Source organism: Pseudotamlana agarivorans, assembly GCF_018860245.1.
In the GTDB taxonomy this organism is placed as follows: Bacteria; Bacteroidota; Bacteroidia; order Flavobacteriales; family Flavobacteriaceae; genus Pseudotamlana; species Pseudotamlana agarivorans_A.
The window spans coordinates 74,434-90,722 of record NZ_JAHKPD010000014.1 but is presented as its reverse complement, the minus strand read 5'-3'; the positions used below and the strand labels follow the sequence as shown (position 1 = coordinate 90,722).

Here is a 16,289-nt window from a genome sequence, read left to right as displayed (position 1 = left end):
CTCTTATTTTTTTCTTAAATCCAGTGTGTAAGGGAATTCAAAATTAATAGGTAATTCTTTGTATTTAAAACGTTTAGAGCTTCCTTTTTCTTCAACACTTCTATTAGGATTATCGGTATCTGGGTTTATTTCTTCCACAGGGTCTATTTCACCTTGTGTATGACCAAACTCCCAGAAACGGTTAATTCTTCTAGATTCCGCCTCAAAGCTATTTACTGGATACGACTCGTATGATCTTCCTCCAGGATGCGCTACAAAGTAGGTACATCCTCCAATGGAACGTCTGTTCCATGTATCAACTATATCAAATACTAAAGGCGTATCCACTGGAATTGTAGGATGCAATGCAGAGTACGGATCCCAAGCTTTATACTTGACTCCGGCTACATATTCACCTTGTACACCAGTGCTTTTTAATTGAACTTTTACACCGTTGCAAGTTAACACAAATCTTTCATCTATGAAATTAGAAACTTTAACTTGAAGCCTTTCTAGCGAAGAATCTACATAACGTGCTGTTCCGCCACCAGTCATCTCTTCACCTAACACATTCCAAGGCTCAATACCTGCACGTAGTTCCATGTGAATTTTATTGATTTCAACCATACCATGTAGTGGAAATCTAAATTCAAAAAATGGATTAAACCATTCCTCTTTGAAAGCATATCCGGCACGATTGAGCTGTTCAACAACATCTTTGATGTCTTCACGAACATAATGTTCTATTAAAAACTTGTCATGCAATTCGGTTCCCCAACGTACTAAATTATGCTCATACGGTTTTTTCCAGAACCATGCCACTAAAGTTCTCACTAATAACATTTGTGTTAAACTCATTTGTGGGTGTGGAGGCATATCAAATCCACGTAATTCTAAAATCCCTAAACGTCCTGAAGAAGAATCAGGTGAATAAAGTTTATCAATACAGAATTCTGCACGGTGTGTGTTACCAGTAAGATCTGTTAAAAGATGCCTGAATAATCGATCGGTTAACCAGTATGGTACTTCACCATCTTTTGGAATTTGCTCAAAAGCAATTTCTAACTCATATAAATTTTCCATTCTGGCCTCGTCAATTCTTGGTGCTTGACTTGTGGGCCCAACGAATGCCCCAGAAAACAAATAAGTTAACCCAGGGTGATGTTGCCAAAAGGTAAGTAGACTGCGCAGTAAACTAGGTTTTCTCAATAGCGGACTGTCTTTTGGAGACACACCACCTAGAGTTACGTGATTCCCACCACCTGTTCCGGTATGCTTGCCATCAAGCATAAATTTTTCGGTACCTAAACGAGATTGTTTTGCGAGATCGTATATGGTAAAGGTGTTATGACATAATTCTTCCCAGTTTTTAACAGGATGTACGTTAACTTCTATAACTGCAGGATCAGGTGTGATTTTTAAAGATTCTAATCGATTGTCTTTAGGCGGTTCGTATCCTTCTAAAATAACAGGAACATTAAGTGCTTTGGCTGTCATTTCAATAGAAGCAATTAAATCTAAAAATATTTCGGCAGATTCAAGAGGTGGTAAAAACAAATACAATTTACCTTCTCTAATTTCTGCACATAGGGCAGTACGAACAAAATAATTAGGTGTATTTGGGTCTATACCCTTTGTGCAATAATCATTATAGCGCTCTTTTACTATATTTTTAAAACTAGGAAGCCTTCCTTTTATGCCAAACATTTCTGGTTCATAAATAGGGAAAATTTCATGTTCAGGTTTAGCTTCTAACGAAGCGAGCGGTAAACGTAAACCAATAGGGGAGTCACCAGGTGTTAAAAAAAGATGATTTCTTCTAAAAGTCCAAGCACTTGTAAACCATTTATTTTCAGTTTTATTTAACGGAAGTAAATACCCAACAGGGGTAGACGTTCCGTTTTCAAAAATTTGATTTATTTTTTTCTTAGCCAACTCACCATCCTTGTCTTCTGCTGGATCATAATCTGTGGGTAAATTACCCTGTTCATATAAATAGTAAAAAGGATCTTCGTAAGTTGGTTTTATATGTTCGTTAGTAACCCGTAAGTATTTTGTAAGTGTTTCTAAAAATAATTTATCCGTGTTTTGAGGAATAAAATAATCATCAACATAGGTGGCTAATAGGTTTTTATTGTACCAAATTGGCCTACCATCCTTTCTCCAGCATATTTCAATTTGCCATCTAGGTAAAGGTTCGCCAGGATACCATTTTCCTTGTGCATGATGTAATACACCACCTTTGCCGAAGGCATCATGTAATTTTTTAGATAAATCTTTGGCTAATTTACGTTTTAAAGGACCATCGGCCGTGGTATTCCATTCGGGAGATTCTAAATCGTCAATAGAAACAAAAGTTGGTTCACCGCCCATCGTTAGGCGAACATCTCCTTTTTGAAGTTGTTTTTCAACTTTATTTCCTAATTTATAAATGTCCTTCCATTGTTCTTCTGTATAAGGTTTTGTAACACGAGGCGATTCAAAAATACGAGTGACTGAATTCTCAAAAAAGAATTCGGTTTCACAAACGTCGGTCGCTCCTGAAACTGGTGCAGCACTTTCAAAAGATGGTGTACAAGCCAAAGGAATGTGCCCTTCGCCAGCGAGTAGGCCAGAAGTGGCATCAAATCCAATCCAACCCGCACCAGGAAGGTAAACTTCCGCCCAAGCGTGTAAATCGGTAAAATCTTCTTCTGGACCAGAAGGACCATCTAAAGATTTTTCGTCAGATTTTAATTGTACTAAATAACCAGAAACAAAACGTGCACCAAAACCTAGGTGGCGTAGTGTTTGAACAAACAACCAAGCAAAATCTCTACAAGAACCATTTTTTCTTTCTAGAGTTTCTTCACAAGATTGAACCCCAGGTTCCATCCTTATATTATAACTTAAATATTCATAGATTTTTCTATTAATATCTATTAAGAAGTAAATGGTTTTTCTAGGCGAGTAGTCTATGGTTTTAATGAAATCTTTAATGAGGTCACCATCGTCGGTAATTTCTAAATAAGGTTGAAGTTCCTTCTTAATAGTATCTGAATACTTAAAAGGAAACTCTTCAGCCGATTCTTCAATAAAGAAATCAAATGGGTTTATCGTTTTTAAATCGGCTATAATTTCAACATCGATAGATAACTCGTCTGTTTTATCAGGAAAAACTAAACGTGCCACATAATTACCAAAAGGATCTTGTTGCCAATTAAAAAACTGGTTTTCAGGTTTTATCTTAATAGAGTAAGATTCTATTGGTGTCCGTGAATGTGGGGCTGGTCTTAGTCTAAAAATATGAGGTGACAACGATACTTTTCTATCATATTTGTACTTAGTTTTGTGCGAGATTACGATTTTTAATGCCATGTATTACACTATAATTTTATAGATTAAACTACTTAGGTTCAACTTGATAGGTGTTGCTTCTTTTTTAGATCTAATTTTCTAACAAAAGATGCTAAAGGTTAAAGTACTACAAATATTTATAACCACACTCATGGTGTCATGAGTTTAATTTAAAATTAATAATAAAAGCTTGAATTCCACATAAGAATGCTTGTAAAAAAAGACTTATTATCTTTAAAATAATAGTTTTTTGCAAGGATAATTATGAATACGATAATATGATTATTCTGTAAAAAGATATTTTAATGATTATTTTCATCCAAATCGTCGCGTTCTTAGGATACAATTTGAACAAAGGCTTGGTTCAAATTTTTTTAATTGACTATTTCTTTACTAATTAAAGCAGCAGATGGCTTAATATTTAAGTTAATCGATGGAGAAAAATTTGACTATGCATTTATATGCTACCACCATACAACAAAGAATTTTCTCACTATGCCTTTAGTTGATTTAATCCAGCATAGTGGAGCCATTTTTTTATTTATAAGGTTTACTGTTTTTTCATAAAAACTTATGTAATCCAGCCAATCGACATCATTTACTGGCGCTATTAACCAATCGATCTTATTAGGTATGAAAAACGTACAATTTTTAAATTGATTAATTCTTGAATAGTGAATGTAATAACCACTCAGGCAATCCGCATTAAGTAGATTGAAATCAGGCAGTTTTTTATTATATGGAACAAATAATTGTGCTTTAAAATATACATGTTGTATAATCTTTTTGTAATCCACATTTAAATTGCTCAAAATTTTTGTTGTTGAAGGATTGTGAATTAATGGTAACTGTTTATCACGTAATTTAGTAAGTTTTTTTATTAAGGAGTCATTTCTATTTGGACCGATCCAGTGTTCTATTTCTGTACTTCCTTGCGTTTGGTCATATAAATAGAATTTGTAAACAATCTCCAAATGTATAGGATTATTATCCTGTACTAGAATGCAATCGATTTCTCCAATAGTTTGTTTTTTTTTTTGGATTTGTGTGTTTTTTAATAGGATACTAATGTTATGATGTTGGTCTAATTCTGAAAACACAAATTGCTCAACACGCTTACCTAAACGTGTATTTAATTTTTCTTTTTCATCAAATTGACTAATCGGTCTTTTTGGGAGATATAATTGATTTAAACTCAGCACACTATGGTCTTTCCATAGTGTTGGGGTTTTCAAAAAGCCATGAAACTGCCTTTGTAGTTCATTTAAATTATAACTCATATTTAATCAAAATTCAATAAATAACCCTCAAAAATCAACATATTATACGTAATTTAACATGCTGTATTTTTATTTTAAAATTACTAAATAATGCTAAAAGTATAAATTGTAAATTTTGTAACTATGAAAAAGACGATTTTTAAAGCACTAAGTTGCTTTTTTATTTTAACAGTAATGGCTTGTGGATCTTCAAAAACGCCGGTATCACAAGCAGAGGCAGATAATTTGGAAGCGCTAATAAAGAAAAAGAATTTCAGAATTGAATCTGATTGGGCGTATCCTACAGCAAGTATGGCAATGCAAAAAGCTTCACGATTGTTAGGGCCAGGAAACAACCCAAGTTCAATTAATTTAGCAGGCAATAGTAACTTTTTAAAAATTTCGGGAGATAGTATAACTTCCGATTTACCGTATTATGGTGAACGGAGTGGAGGAGGAACCTACGGAGGGACCGACAGTAGCATTAAATTTAAAGGTTTAATGAAAAATTATAAATTAGAGCAAAAGAATAATTCCAATTATGAAATTTCTTTTCAAGCAAAAAGCAATTCTGAAAATTTTCAGGTTAGAATTAATGTATTTCCAAACTTAAAGTCAGATATGACCTTATCAGGTAACACCCGTTCTGTTATTCGTTATTCTGGCAAACTAATACCTGTTTCAAAGAAAAATTAGCATTTGATATATGCTGTATTAAAAATTTATAATCTATAGCCATATGAAAACTCAACTGTATTAACGTGTACTATGGCATCCCTATTACTTTTTGGTTGTCACTCAACAAAAGAGAACACATCGAATTCTATTTGGGATAAAACGGTGCCAACTGGTGATGCATCTGCACTTACTACAACAGCAAAATCCTCAGCCTTCTCAGAGGTCGAGAAGCAAAAATGGCCGCATACCGATTTACTTACCGATTCCGTTCCTGGTATAAGTTTGCAAAAAGCTTATGAGTTTTTGAAGGGGAAAGAAGTGCAACCAATAACAGTAGGTGTGATTGATTCTGGGATCGATATTGACCATGAAGATTTAAAAGATTTACTTTGGACTAATCCGGTTGATAATTCTGTAAACAATACCGATGATGATAAAAATAAATATACCGATGATGTTCATGGTTGGAATTTTCTTGGAGGAAAAGAAGGTGAAGCAGCATATGAACGTAACGAACTAACTCGTGAATATGCTAAATATTCAAAACGTTTTAAAGGTGTTAACGAAGCTTCGGTTGAAGACGTTGATAAAGCAGCGTACGCAAAATATTTAAAGCTAAAGGCTGAATATGAAGTTGGTGTTAATCAATATAAACCGCTTTACGATAGTTATACAGCTTCTGTAAAAGCGGCAAAAGCTGCAGATTTAGAGGTGAAATCTGCGTTGAAAAAAGATAATTATACCCTAGAAGAAGTGAAGGCGCTTCCAGAAACGAAGAATACAAAAATGATAATCCAGGTATTGTCGCAAGGGCTTACTGTGGAGGATGCCATAGCTCAATATGATGGCCCATTGAAAATTTTAAGTACTATAATAGAGCAAAAATTTAATCCAGAATTTAATGGACGTCAAACAAGTGATAACCCTGAAGATATATCAGATGTTGTTTATGGTAATAATTATGTAAAAGGATCGCTTACTGAAGAAAGTCACGGCACACATGTAGCTGGAATAATTCTTGGTAATAGACACAACCAAAAAGGCATTCAAGGGGTAACAGATAAGGCAAAGTTAATTACTGTTAGAGCGATTCCCAATGGTGACGAGCATGATAAAGATGTTGCTTTAGCTATTCATTATATGGTTGATAATGGTGCTAAGGTAATAAATATGAGTTTTGGTAAAGGGACTTCTCCAAACCCTGAGTGGGTTTATAATGCCATGAAATATGCCGCAAGTAAGGATGTATTACTTGTAAAAGCAGCAGGTAACGAAGGGAATAATATAGATGAGATTATGATGTTCCCTAATGACGCTATGGATAATGTGAATGAATTTACAAATAACGTCATAACAGTAGGTGCTAATACGCGTTTCTTTAACGAGAAATTAGTAGGAGACTTTTCAAATTACGGAAAAATTAGTGTTGATATTTTTGCTCCTGGAGATGGAATTTATTCTACAATCCCGAATAGTGAGTATGACTATAAAAATGGAACCTCAATGGCTTCACCACAGGTTGCTGGTGTTGCAGCTTTGGTTAGAGCGTATTACCCGCAGTTATCAGCAGCACAAGTAAAGCAGATAATTATGAACTCTGTTACGAAAGTAGATATGGATGTATTTGTGCCTAAAACAGCAGGTAAAAAGAAGAAAAATTTTAGCGAATTTTCAAAATCCGGACGTATTTTAAATGCTTATAATGCTGTGAAAATGGCAGATGATATGGTTTCAGAGTAATAATAAACCATTTTATAAAAAAAGCGCTTGTTTAAATATTTAAACAAGCTTTTTTTTTATAATAGATTGAGATTCAATCATACGACAATAGGTATTTGAAAATAGTTCGTCATTTATCGTGTAATTTCTGGTTCTGTCGATTTTTTTTCAGATGAAAAAAATAATACTCTAATTTAAAGTATTCACAAAAACATAGCACTTATGAAAAAAGTCACTTATCTATTAAGTTTTATCGTTTTAGTTAATAGTTTCTTTAGTCTTAATGCACAAGACACAATTTATATTACTGGGACTAAAGCTGAAAATTATAAAAAAAGAAGTCCGATTTTCGATTATTCAGAAAAGAATTTAAATCATATAGATACCATTCCTGGGTACGTAACACAAAGCAACAAATTAAAAATCACTGGAACCATTTACGAAAGTGATGGTGCTACTCTTGCCAAGAATGTGATACTTTTTATAGAACAAAGTGATGAACATGGAAATTTTCAATTACGTAGATATAATAAAAAACGTTATGTAGAACATCGTGGATGGGTTAGAACCAATGATAAAGGAGAATATACGCTTTACACTTTTATTCCTGGGAGTTCCATGTATGGTAATGACCCCAAACAAATTCACCCCATTTTAAAAGAACCTAATAAAGCACCATATAAAATAGAGCCTTTTCTCTTTGATGACGATCCGCGTTTAACCGATAAATGTCGTGAGTTGGTAGAGCAAACGAACCCAAGAAGAATTTTGAAACTTGATAGAAAAGAAGGCGTGTACGTCACTACGAGAGATATTATACTAGGAGAAGAAATCCCTATTAAATAAAAGTTCGATTTGGAATAAAAGCATTTGAATAGTTTATAAATTGATTTTCGAGGTCCGTAGCTAGTTTCATGATTTTAAGTTGAGTTTTGGTCGAATGTCAGATTGAGCGCAGTCGAAATCTTGATTTCCTACTCAACATTTTATATTTTCTTGACAAGATTTCCATTAATACCAATTTTACTGTATAATGTCGTATTCTAAATTTGAATTATTTTTTGTTCAGATAAAATAGAAAATCCAAGCATAGCCTTAGCTACGGTTTTATTTTATATTGAAATATGGGCAAAAAAGAAACAAATTATATGCGATATTATATGGTTAAATTGGTATAAGTTTGTAAACCTATGGATTCATTGACGCAAATTGTTTTAGGAGCGGCTGTTGGCGAAGCTGTTTTAGGGCGAAAAGTTGGTAATAAAGCACTTTTATACGGGGCTATTGCTGGTACAATTCCAGATTTAGATGTTTTGGCTAGTCATTTCACTGATACGGTTTCCGCTCTAGAAATTCATAGAGGCTTTACGCATTCCATAGTTTTTTCCATTGTTTTTGCCCCCATTTTTGGTTGGTTAGTTTCCCGTTATGAACGCTGTAAAGATTTCAAAGGATGGTCTTTGTTGTTTTTCTGGGGCTTTATTACACATCCACTTTTAGATGCCCACACCACCTGGGGTACCCAATTATTTTGGCCTTTTGATTTACGAGTCGCCTATAAAACCATTTTTGTAGTTGATCCCTTATATACCTTGCCTTTTTTAGTCTGCATAATATTAGTCATGTGCTACAAAAGAACTTCTGAAAAAAGGAGATTTTATAATCGTTTAGGACTCATAATAAGTTCTAGTTATTTGTTAATTACGTTAATCTTAAAGGGATTAGCTTATACTAAGTTTGAAGCCGCATTAAAAACTCAACAAGTTCAATATTTTGATCTTGATACACGTCCGTCGCCATTGAACACTGTATTATGGACTGCCAATGTAGACACTAAAGACGCCTATTTAGTGGGGTATTATTCTTTTTTCGATACCAAACCTATTACATTTTATCGTTACCCGAAACATCATGAATACTTGGGTGATTTAACAGAAAATAATAAGGTGCAACGCATGATTGCAATCTCCAATGGTTGGTACACCATAACTAAAACTAATGATACTCTATATTTTAATGATTTACGCTTCGGAACTATGGGAATAAAGCCTGACCCCAACCAATTTGTATTCAAATATGAAATTCAACAAGATTTAGATGGTACTATTAATTTTGTTGAAACGCCAAAGAATAGTGAAGATGCTAAGGGATTAGTATCTGAATTATGGCAACGCATTAAAGGCAATTGATCTTTTAATTCAGCTTAAAATTTTAAAAACGAACTCAATTTACTTGCTCTCACTTTATACAGGCACAGAATAAGCAAGTAATAAATACCGGTGACAACTAAACTGTAGTTATCTTTGCGGAAAAATTTTCCCATGTTAAAACAATTTTCAGATTTAGGTATTCATGAATCCTTTCAGCAAAGCTTATCCGATTTAAGCATATCGAAACCTACAGATGTTCAAGAAAAAACCATTCCTGTAGTTTTAAATAAAAAGGAAGACTTGGTTGTTTTAGCAAAGACAGGAACTGGAAAAACAGCTGCTTTCGGGTTACCATTATTACAACTAACAGATACAAATGAAGTAAATATTCAAACGCTTATACTTGCACCAACAAGAGAATTAGGCCAACAAATATTTACGAATCTTCATGCTTTAGCTGCCGAAAACCCTGAAATAAAAATAGCTTCTATTTGCGGTGGTACCCCTATAAAACCTCAAATAGAACTGTTAAAAGATCCTACACAAATTGTTGTGGCTACACCTGGTCGTTTAGTCGATTTATTAAAACGTGAAGTCATCAATCTTAATCATTTGAAGCACTTTGTATTAGATGAGGCCGACGAAATGATAACCGCATTAAAAGTAGAGGTCGATTACATTATAAAAGTCATTCCTAAAAACAGAAGAACTTTCTTGTTTACGGCAACAATGCCCGGTACCATAAAGCAATTGATTCAGAATTACATGTCTAAACATGTTATTCAAATTGAAGCAAATATGGAAACTACTGGTCATCAAGATATCGATCATCAATATGTGGTGGTTGAGCCTATTGAAAAGTTAGACGTTTTGCTTCATTTCTTAAATTCAAGAGCAGGGAAGCGTGGTATTATTTTCTGTAAAACAAAAGCGGCTGTAAATAAATTAGCTAAAAATTTAGCCATAAATAAATTTTCTTCTGGAGCTTTACATGGAAGCTTGTCACAAGGCATTCGTGATCGTATTATGGGGCAATTTAGAGAAGGACATATTGATATTTTAGTAGCAACCGATTTGGCTGCTCGTGGTATAGACGTTAAAGAGTTATCTTATGTGGTTAATTATCATTTACCAGACACTTATGAAGCCTACGTACACCGAAGCGGAAGAACAGCTAGAGCGGGAGCAAAGGGACTATCCTTAACCATTCTTCAGGAGGAAGAAGTCATTGATATCGCTGACTTTGAAAATGAATTAGGCATTACATTTAAAATCTTTAAAAAGGCAGATGCCCAAAGTATTGAAGAAAACAACACTTTATTATGGGCTAAAAAAATATTTAAAACCAAACCGAATCGTGAGGTTTCAGAAGATTTAAAATCTCAAATAAAAACCATTTTTCATCATTTAACTAAAGAGGAATTGGTCGATAAAATATTGGCACATTATTTAACTGAAAACACAACGGTATTACCCAAAGAAACCGTTTCTAAAAAGCGAAAAAAGCACTAATAATTCCATGGCAAACGAGATTAAAAATCAGCAAGATATTTTAGCTAAACTGAATATTGAAGCTTTAAACCCTATGCAAGAAGAAGCGCTTGCGGTTATGGAAGTTTCAACGAACACTGTGCTATTGTCTCCAACAGGAACAGGAAAAACATTGGCTTTTTTATTGCCATTATTGAAGGTTCTAAACCCTGAATCGGAAGACATTCAAGCTTTAATTATTGTGCCTTCTCGAGAATTAGCCATTCAAATTGAGCAAGTCGTGCGTTCTATGGGTTCTGGCTATAAGGTGAATGCGGTTTATGGCGGCAGACCTATGTCTAAAGATAAAATTGAAATTAAGCACAATCCCGCTATTTTAGTAGGTACACCAGGACGAATATTAGATCATTTTGATAGTGATCGCTTTTCAAAAACTAGTATAAAAACACTTGTTTTAGATGAATTCGACAAGTCTTTAGAGGATGGTTTTGAAGAAGAAATGAAAGCGATTATTGGTCAGTTACCTAGTATCAATAAGCGTATTTTAACTTCAGCCACTCAAGGTGTGAAAATTCCAGGTTTCGTAAGATTAGATAAACCCGAAGTTGTTGATTTTCTGAAACAAAAAAGGACCTCACAATTAGCTATTAAAACAGTAGTTTCTCCGGATAAAAATAAATTAAAAACCTTATTGCAATTAATGCATCACATAGGGAATAAGCAAGGGATTATATTCTGCAATTTAAGAGATAGTATCGGTGAGGTTAGTCGTTTTTTAAAACGCAATAAAATAAGTCATGCTACTTTTTCTGGGGGCATGGAGCAAAAAGACAGAGAGCGTGCTTTAATAAAGTTTAGAAATGGAAGTTCGCAAGTACTATTAGCTACCGATTTGGCTGCTAGAGGTATCGATATTCCAGAACTTAATTATATTATTCATTATGAATTGCCTCGACATGAAGAGGAATTCATTCATAGAAATGGAAGAACCGCCCGAGTAAATGCAAAAGGCACAGCCTATATCTTAAAATGGCAGGATCAATTATTACCTGAGTTTATTAAAGATGTAAAAGGTATTAATATTTCTAAAAAAGCTGAATTTATTCCTCAATTTTGGGAAACTTTATTCATTTCTGGAGGTAGAAAAGATAAAATTTCAAAAGGTGATATTGCAGGCTTATTTTTTAAAAATGGGAACATTAACAAAGATCAGTTAGGTATTATTGAGCTAAAACAAGACTGCGCCTTTGTTGCAGTACCGTTAGCGATTGCAAATGAGCTGGTTGAAAAACTAAACAATTCACGATTAAAGAAAAAAAAGGTGCGTATTACCATTTTGTAAACATCTAATATTTAGTTGAAATTTAAGATGGTGCATCAGTTTTTTACATGTACTTTTGCCGCTTCAAAAATAAAATTCAAAATGAAGCGTATTAACGAATATAAAAAACTCTTTGGGGTTGAAAACGAGATCGAATTAGGGACCTTAAAAAAGAGTTACCGCAATTTGGTTAAAGAATGGCATCCTGACAAATTTCAAGATGGAGACGCTTTAAAGGAAGAAGCCGAAATTAATAGCCGTAGGATTATTGATGGTTATCATTTCTTGGTGAGTATGGCGCCAGAAACTTTAGAAGCCAATTTACCAGCTTATACAGAAACTATTACAAATTCTGGAATTGCCGATTACCAACATAAAGGACAATTATTAGAAATTACTTTTATGGATGGTTCTACTTACGAGTATTTTGGAGTAACTAAACAAGTATACATTAAAATGATAAATAGCGGTAAATTAAATCGGTTTGCCAAACGTGCAATTTATCCGAACTATAAATACCGCATGTCAAAGCGTGAGCTATAAAAATTTTAAGCTTATAAAGGCTATTTAAAACCTCAAAAACAAAAAAGCGCGATGTTATTAATATCGTGCTTTTTTTATTTTAAAGTTTTCATCATTAAACTAATCAATATCAATCTGTAATAGTGTTTAAGTAATATTTTATATTTTAGCGTAAAAATTACGCATAATATGGAACAATCTATAAAACTATCGGTAGATGCAGTAGTGTTTGGTTATGAATCAGGAACGATTTCGGTGTTGCTCATTAAGAGAAAATATAATCCTTTTAAAGGAAAATGGGCGATTCCTGGTGGTTTTGTTTTGAATGATGAATCTTTAGAGGAAGCAGTAGAAAGAGAATTAAGGGAGGAAACAGGTGTTCAAATCAATTACTTAGAGCAACTTTATACTTTTGGAAACCCAAAAAGAGATCCTCGAGGAAGAATTATTTCTGTGGCCTATTTTGGACTAGTTCATCCTAATGCGTTTAAAATTTATGCTTCAACAGACGCAGAGGAGGTGCATTGGTTTAAAATAAATGAACTTCCAGAACTTTCTTTTGACCATAAGGAAATCCTTGATTTAGCAATTTCTCGATTACAGAGCAAAATTACTTATGAACCTTTAGGGTTTGAGTTGCTAGATGAAAAATTTCCTTTTTCAGATTTAGAAAAATTATATACTACACTTTTGGGACGTGCTATCGATAGACGTAATTTTAGAAAAAAAATATTAAAATTAAATGTATTAGATGAACTTTCTGAAAAAGTATCAAAAGGTTCAGGACGACCAGCTAACCTGTTTAAGTTCAATGAAAAACGCTATTTTCAATTGAAGAAAGATGGTATCGTATTCGATATATAAGAGTCATTAATTTTACTTTGTGTAAAAAAAACACAAATAATATTTTGTACAACAAAAATGATGTTATATATTTGCGTTATAATTACACAAATATATAAATTATGAACGGTTTACTATTAACTGACGGTTACAAAACAGGACATCACCAACAATATCCAGAAGGAACAGAAGAAGTATATTCAAACTGGACCCCAAGAAGTAATAAATACGCTCCTAAAGGCTGTGAAAAAGTGGTGTCTTTCGGACAACAATATGTATTCATGTGGTTACATGAGTTCTTTAAAGATAATTTCTTTTCTAAACCTAAAGCTGAGGTTTGTAATGAAATTAAGGAAGAATTATCTATGTACTTAGGTACTGATTATGATGTATCTCATTATGAAAAATTACACGATCTACAATATTTACCAATTAAAGTGAAATCTTTACCAGAAGGGGTAGAAGTTCCAATTAGAATACCGATGGTTACTATTGTAAATACTGATAAGGAGTTTTATTGGATTACTAATTTTTTGGAAACTATTTTATCTACTATGCTATGGCAACCCATGACTTCGGCTTCTATAGCGCTACGTTATAAAAGGATTTTCAAAAACTGGGCTTTATTAACAGATGCGGAGAATTTGGCATTTATTGATTTTCAAGGCCATGATTTTTCAATGCGAGGTATGGGGGGGGTTACAAAGTTCAGTAGCTTCAGGAATGGGACATGGGGCTGTTTTCTTTGGTTCTGATTCCTTACCTGTAATTAGTAGTTTTAGAAAATATTATGATGCCCAAGGCTTTGTGGTAGGTTCTGTGAACGCAACTGAACACTCAGTAATGTGTGCAGGCACAAAGGATGATGAATTGGGTACTTTTAGAACTTTAATGAACACCTATCCCAAAGGTATATTATCTGTAGTAAGTGATACTTGGGATTTATGGAAAGTACTTACCGTATACTTGCCAGAACTAAAAGAAGAAGTGTTGTCAAGGGATGGGAAATTGGTAATACGTCCTGATAGTGGAGATCCTGTAGATATTATTTGCGGAGAAAATAGAGCACTTGGGGGAGAAACACCTAAAGATAAAGGTGTTGTTGAATTACTTTGGGATATTTTTGGCGGTACTATTAACGCTCAAGGTTTTAAAGTTTTAGATACACATATAGGTGCTATTTATGGTGATAGTATCACTACAGAACGCGCAGAGAATATTTGTATGCGTTTAAGTGAAAAAGGTTTTGCTTCAACCAATGTGGTTTTGGGAATAGGTTCTTTTACTTACCAATTTAATACTAGAGATACTTTTGGTTTCGCTATGAAGGCTACTTCTGTTGTAGTAAAAGGACAGCGTCGAGAAATTTTTAAAGACCCTATTACAGACGATGGTATGAAAAAGTCTGCAAAGGGACTAATTAAAATGGATCTCGTAAATAATGAATATGTTTTAATAGATGAAGTTACACCCGAGGAAGAGCATGAAGGTGCTTTAAAAGTTATTTATGAAGATGGGAAATTTATCAATAAAATTAGTTTAGACGAAATAAGAACACGTATCAATGGATGTATTTAAATTTGATTACTACCAGAGATTACGAAAAGATTATTTAGAGCATAATAGTCTTTTTGTAGCATATGATTATGATAACACCGTTTTCGATTATCATAATCAGAATATTAATTACGATAAAATCATTGAACTGTTAAGAGTTTGTAGGTCTTTAGGCTTTACGCTAATACTTTTCACAGGAAATGAAGGAGAGAAACTAGATCATATAAAGGAGGATTTACAAACGAGGGATATCCCATTTGATTTAATAAATGAAAACCCTTTGATGCCTACAAGAAAGCCATATTATAATATATTATTAGATGATCGAGCTGGATTAAAAGAGGCTTATGATAATTTAAAAAAATTGACTGATGAAATACGAAATAAAGAAATTTAAAGATGGACAGGTAACTGCAAAAAATATTGAAAATGACCATATTCATATTAAAATTAGAGGCAATAGTTACGAGGACTTATTTGCTATGGCCACAATAAAAGAAGCTTGGGACGCCGAAAATGCTTTGAATAAAAATGCAGTAGCAAAATTAACTATTCATTGTCTGATTGGGCAGCGCTCAGATAGGCGATTTAACAAAGAGGAATCATTTGATCTGAAGGTAATTTGTAATTTTATAAACGCTATGAAGTTTAATAAAGTTTATATTTTACACCCACATAGTCCAATTTCATTAGCGTTAATAAATAATTCTGAACAAATATCGCATTTCGATTTTGTAAAAAGGGCTTTTAATAAAATTGGCAATCCTATTTTAGTGAGTCCTGATGCAGGTGCCTATAAAAATACACACGAAATAGCCGAGCGATTAAATGCAGATTTAGTACCCTCTAACAAAGTTAGGGTTAATGGAGTGCCTGAGATTAGTATTCAAGGAGATGTTAAAGGGAAACCATGTTTAATTGTTGATGACTTAGCAGATGGCGGACGAACTTTTAAGTTTTTAGCGGAAGCTTTGAAGCATCAAGGAGCTTCTAAGGTTTATTTGTATGTTACGCATGCTCAGTTTAATTATGGTTTTGAAGAACTAAAAGAAACTATTGATCGCATATACTGTACAAATAGCTACAAAAATATTGAAGATGCTTTTGTAACGCAATTCATCTTGGAGTAAGGTTTTAATAAATTATCAAAAGACTGTTTATTTAGTAAAGTTTTTGTCTACTTGATTATAAGGTTCTCATTACGCTTGGATAGCTATCTAATGAGAATCTCAAACAAGTTAAAAAGGGCGTAACGTTTGCTATATAGACGGTCTTTTTTTTGTTGTTTTTTCTATAAAATGAGATTTTTAAAGTCCTAAAAATCAATATTAAAATGAACTAAGAATGCTGCCCCCAAAAAAAATACAAAATGCAGGGAATTTTAAAAGAAAGGAATTTATTAAATAAATCTGGATACTTCTTAATAATCCCATT

At 33.4% G+C, this 16,289-nt stretch carries 12 protein-coding genes and 1 pseudogene; 11 read left to right on the top strand and 2 right to left on the bottom strand.

The genetic code is table 11. From position 1 onward, the window contains the following. Positions 1-3: 3 nt before the first annotated feature. Together KO493_RS10375 and KO493_RS10370 are read right to left on the bottom strand one after the other, a co-directional pair. Positions 4-3,336: a DUF2126 domain-containing protein gene (locus tag KO493_RS10375; RefSeq protein ID WP_216067895.1), complete on the bottom strand. Its 3,333-nt coding sequence runs from the start codon at positions 3,334-3,336 to the stop codon at positions 4-6. Positions 3,337-3,779: 443 nt separating this feature from the next. Further along, positions 3,780-4,595 (bottom strand): DUF1853 family protein, encoded by an 816-nt coding sequence (locus KO493_RS10370; RefSeq protein WP_216067894.1) that lies wholly within the window; start codon positions 4,593-4,595, stop codon positions 3,780-3,782. Between the two features lie 123 nt (positions 4,596-4,718). Between KO493_RS10370 and KO493_RS10365 the strand changes: the two genes are divergently transcribed. The 11 genes and pseudogenes from KO493_RS10365 to KO493_RS10315 all read left to right on the top strand — a co-directional run bounded on the left by KO493_RS10365 (position 4,719) and on the right by KO493_RS10315 (position 15,985). Beyond that, positions 4,719-5,270, top strand: a complete 552-nt coding sequence (locus KO493_RS10365; RefSeq protein ID WP_216067893.1) for a DUF4251 domain-containing protein — start codon at positions 4,719-4,721, stop codon at positions 5,268-5,270. Positions 5,271-5,342: 72 nt separating this feature from the next. After that, positions 5,343-6,992 carry a S8 family serine peptidase gene (locus KO493_RS10360; protein ID WP_216067892.1) on the top strand — a complete coding sequence of 550 codons (1,650 nt, stop codon included), beginning with the start codon at positions 5,343-5,345 and terminating at the stop codon, positions 6,990-6,992. Between the two features lie 201 nt (positions 6,993-7,193). After that, on the top strand, positions 7,194-7,817 hold the full coding sequence (locus KO493_RS10355; protein WP_216067891.1) for a hypothetical protein: 624 nt from the start codon (positions 7,194-7,196) through the stop codon (positions 7,815-7,817). A gap of 344 nt (positions 7,818-8,161) precedes the next feature. Further along, on the top strand, positions 8,162-9,160 hold the full coding sequence (locus KO493_RS10350; protein ID WP_216067890.1) for a metal-dependent hydrolase: 999 nt from the start codon (positions 8,162-8,164) through the stop codon (positions 9,158-9,160). Positions 9,161-9,292: 132 nt separating this feature from the next. Then, entirely contained in the window at positions 9,293-10,633 is a 1,341-nt protein-coding gene (locus KO493_RS10345; protein ID WP_216067889.1) for a DEAD/DEAH box helicase, read from the top strand. Between the two features lie 7 nt (positions 10,634-10,640). Continuing rightward, on the top strand, positions 10,641-11,954 hold the full coding sequence (locus KO493_RS10340) for a DEAD/DEAH box helicase (RefSeq protein WP_216067888.1): 1,314 nt from the start codon (positions 10,641-10,643) through the stop codon (positions 11,952-11,954). 81 nt (positions 11,955-12,035) lie between these two features. Beyond that, positions 12,036-12,476 carry a KTSC domain-containing protein gene (locus KO493_RS10335; protein WP_216067887.1) on the top strand — a complete coding sequence of 147 codons (441 nt, stop codon included), beginning with the start codon at positions 12,036-12,038 and terminating at the stop codon, positions 12,474-12,476. A gap of 168 nt (positions 12,477-12,644) precedes the next feature. Further along, on the top strand, positions 12,645-13,319 hold the full coding sequence (locus KO493_RS10330) for an NUDIX hydrolase (RefSeq protein ID WP_216067886.1): 675 nt from the start codon (positions 12,645-12,647) through the stop codon (positions 13,317-13,319). Positions 13,320-13,420: 101 nt separating this feature from the next. Further along, positions 13,421-14,876 (top strand): annotated as a pseudogene (locus KO493_RS10325) (nicotinate phosphoribosyltransferase). After that, positions 14,863-15,252: a hypothetical protein gene (locus KO493_RS10320; RefSeq protein WP_216067885.1), complete on the top strand. Its 390-nt coding sequence runs from the start codon at positions 14,863-14,865 to the stop codon at positions 15,250-15,252. Before KO493_RS10325 ends, KO493_RS10320 begins: the two are co-directional and overlap by 14 nt. Beyond that, entirely contained in the window at positions 15,227-15,985 is a 759-nt protein-coding gene (locus KO493_RS10315; protein WP_216067884.1) for a phosphoribosyltransferase family protein, read from the top strand. Before KO493_RS10320 ends, KO493_RS10315 begins: the two co-directional genes overlap by 26 nt. The last annotated feature ends 304 nt before the right edge of the window (positions 15,986-16,289 follow it).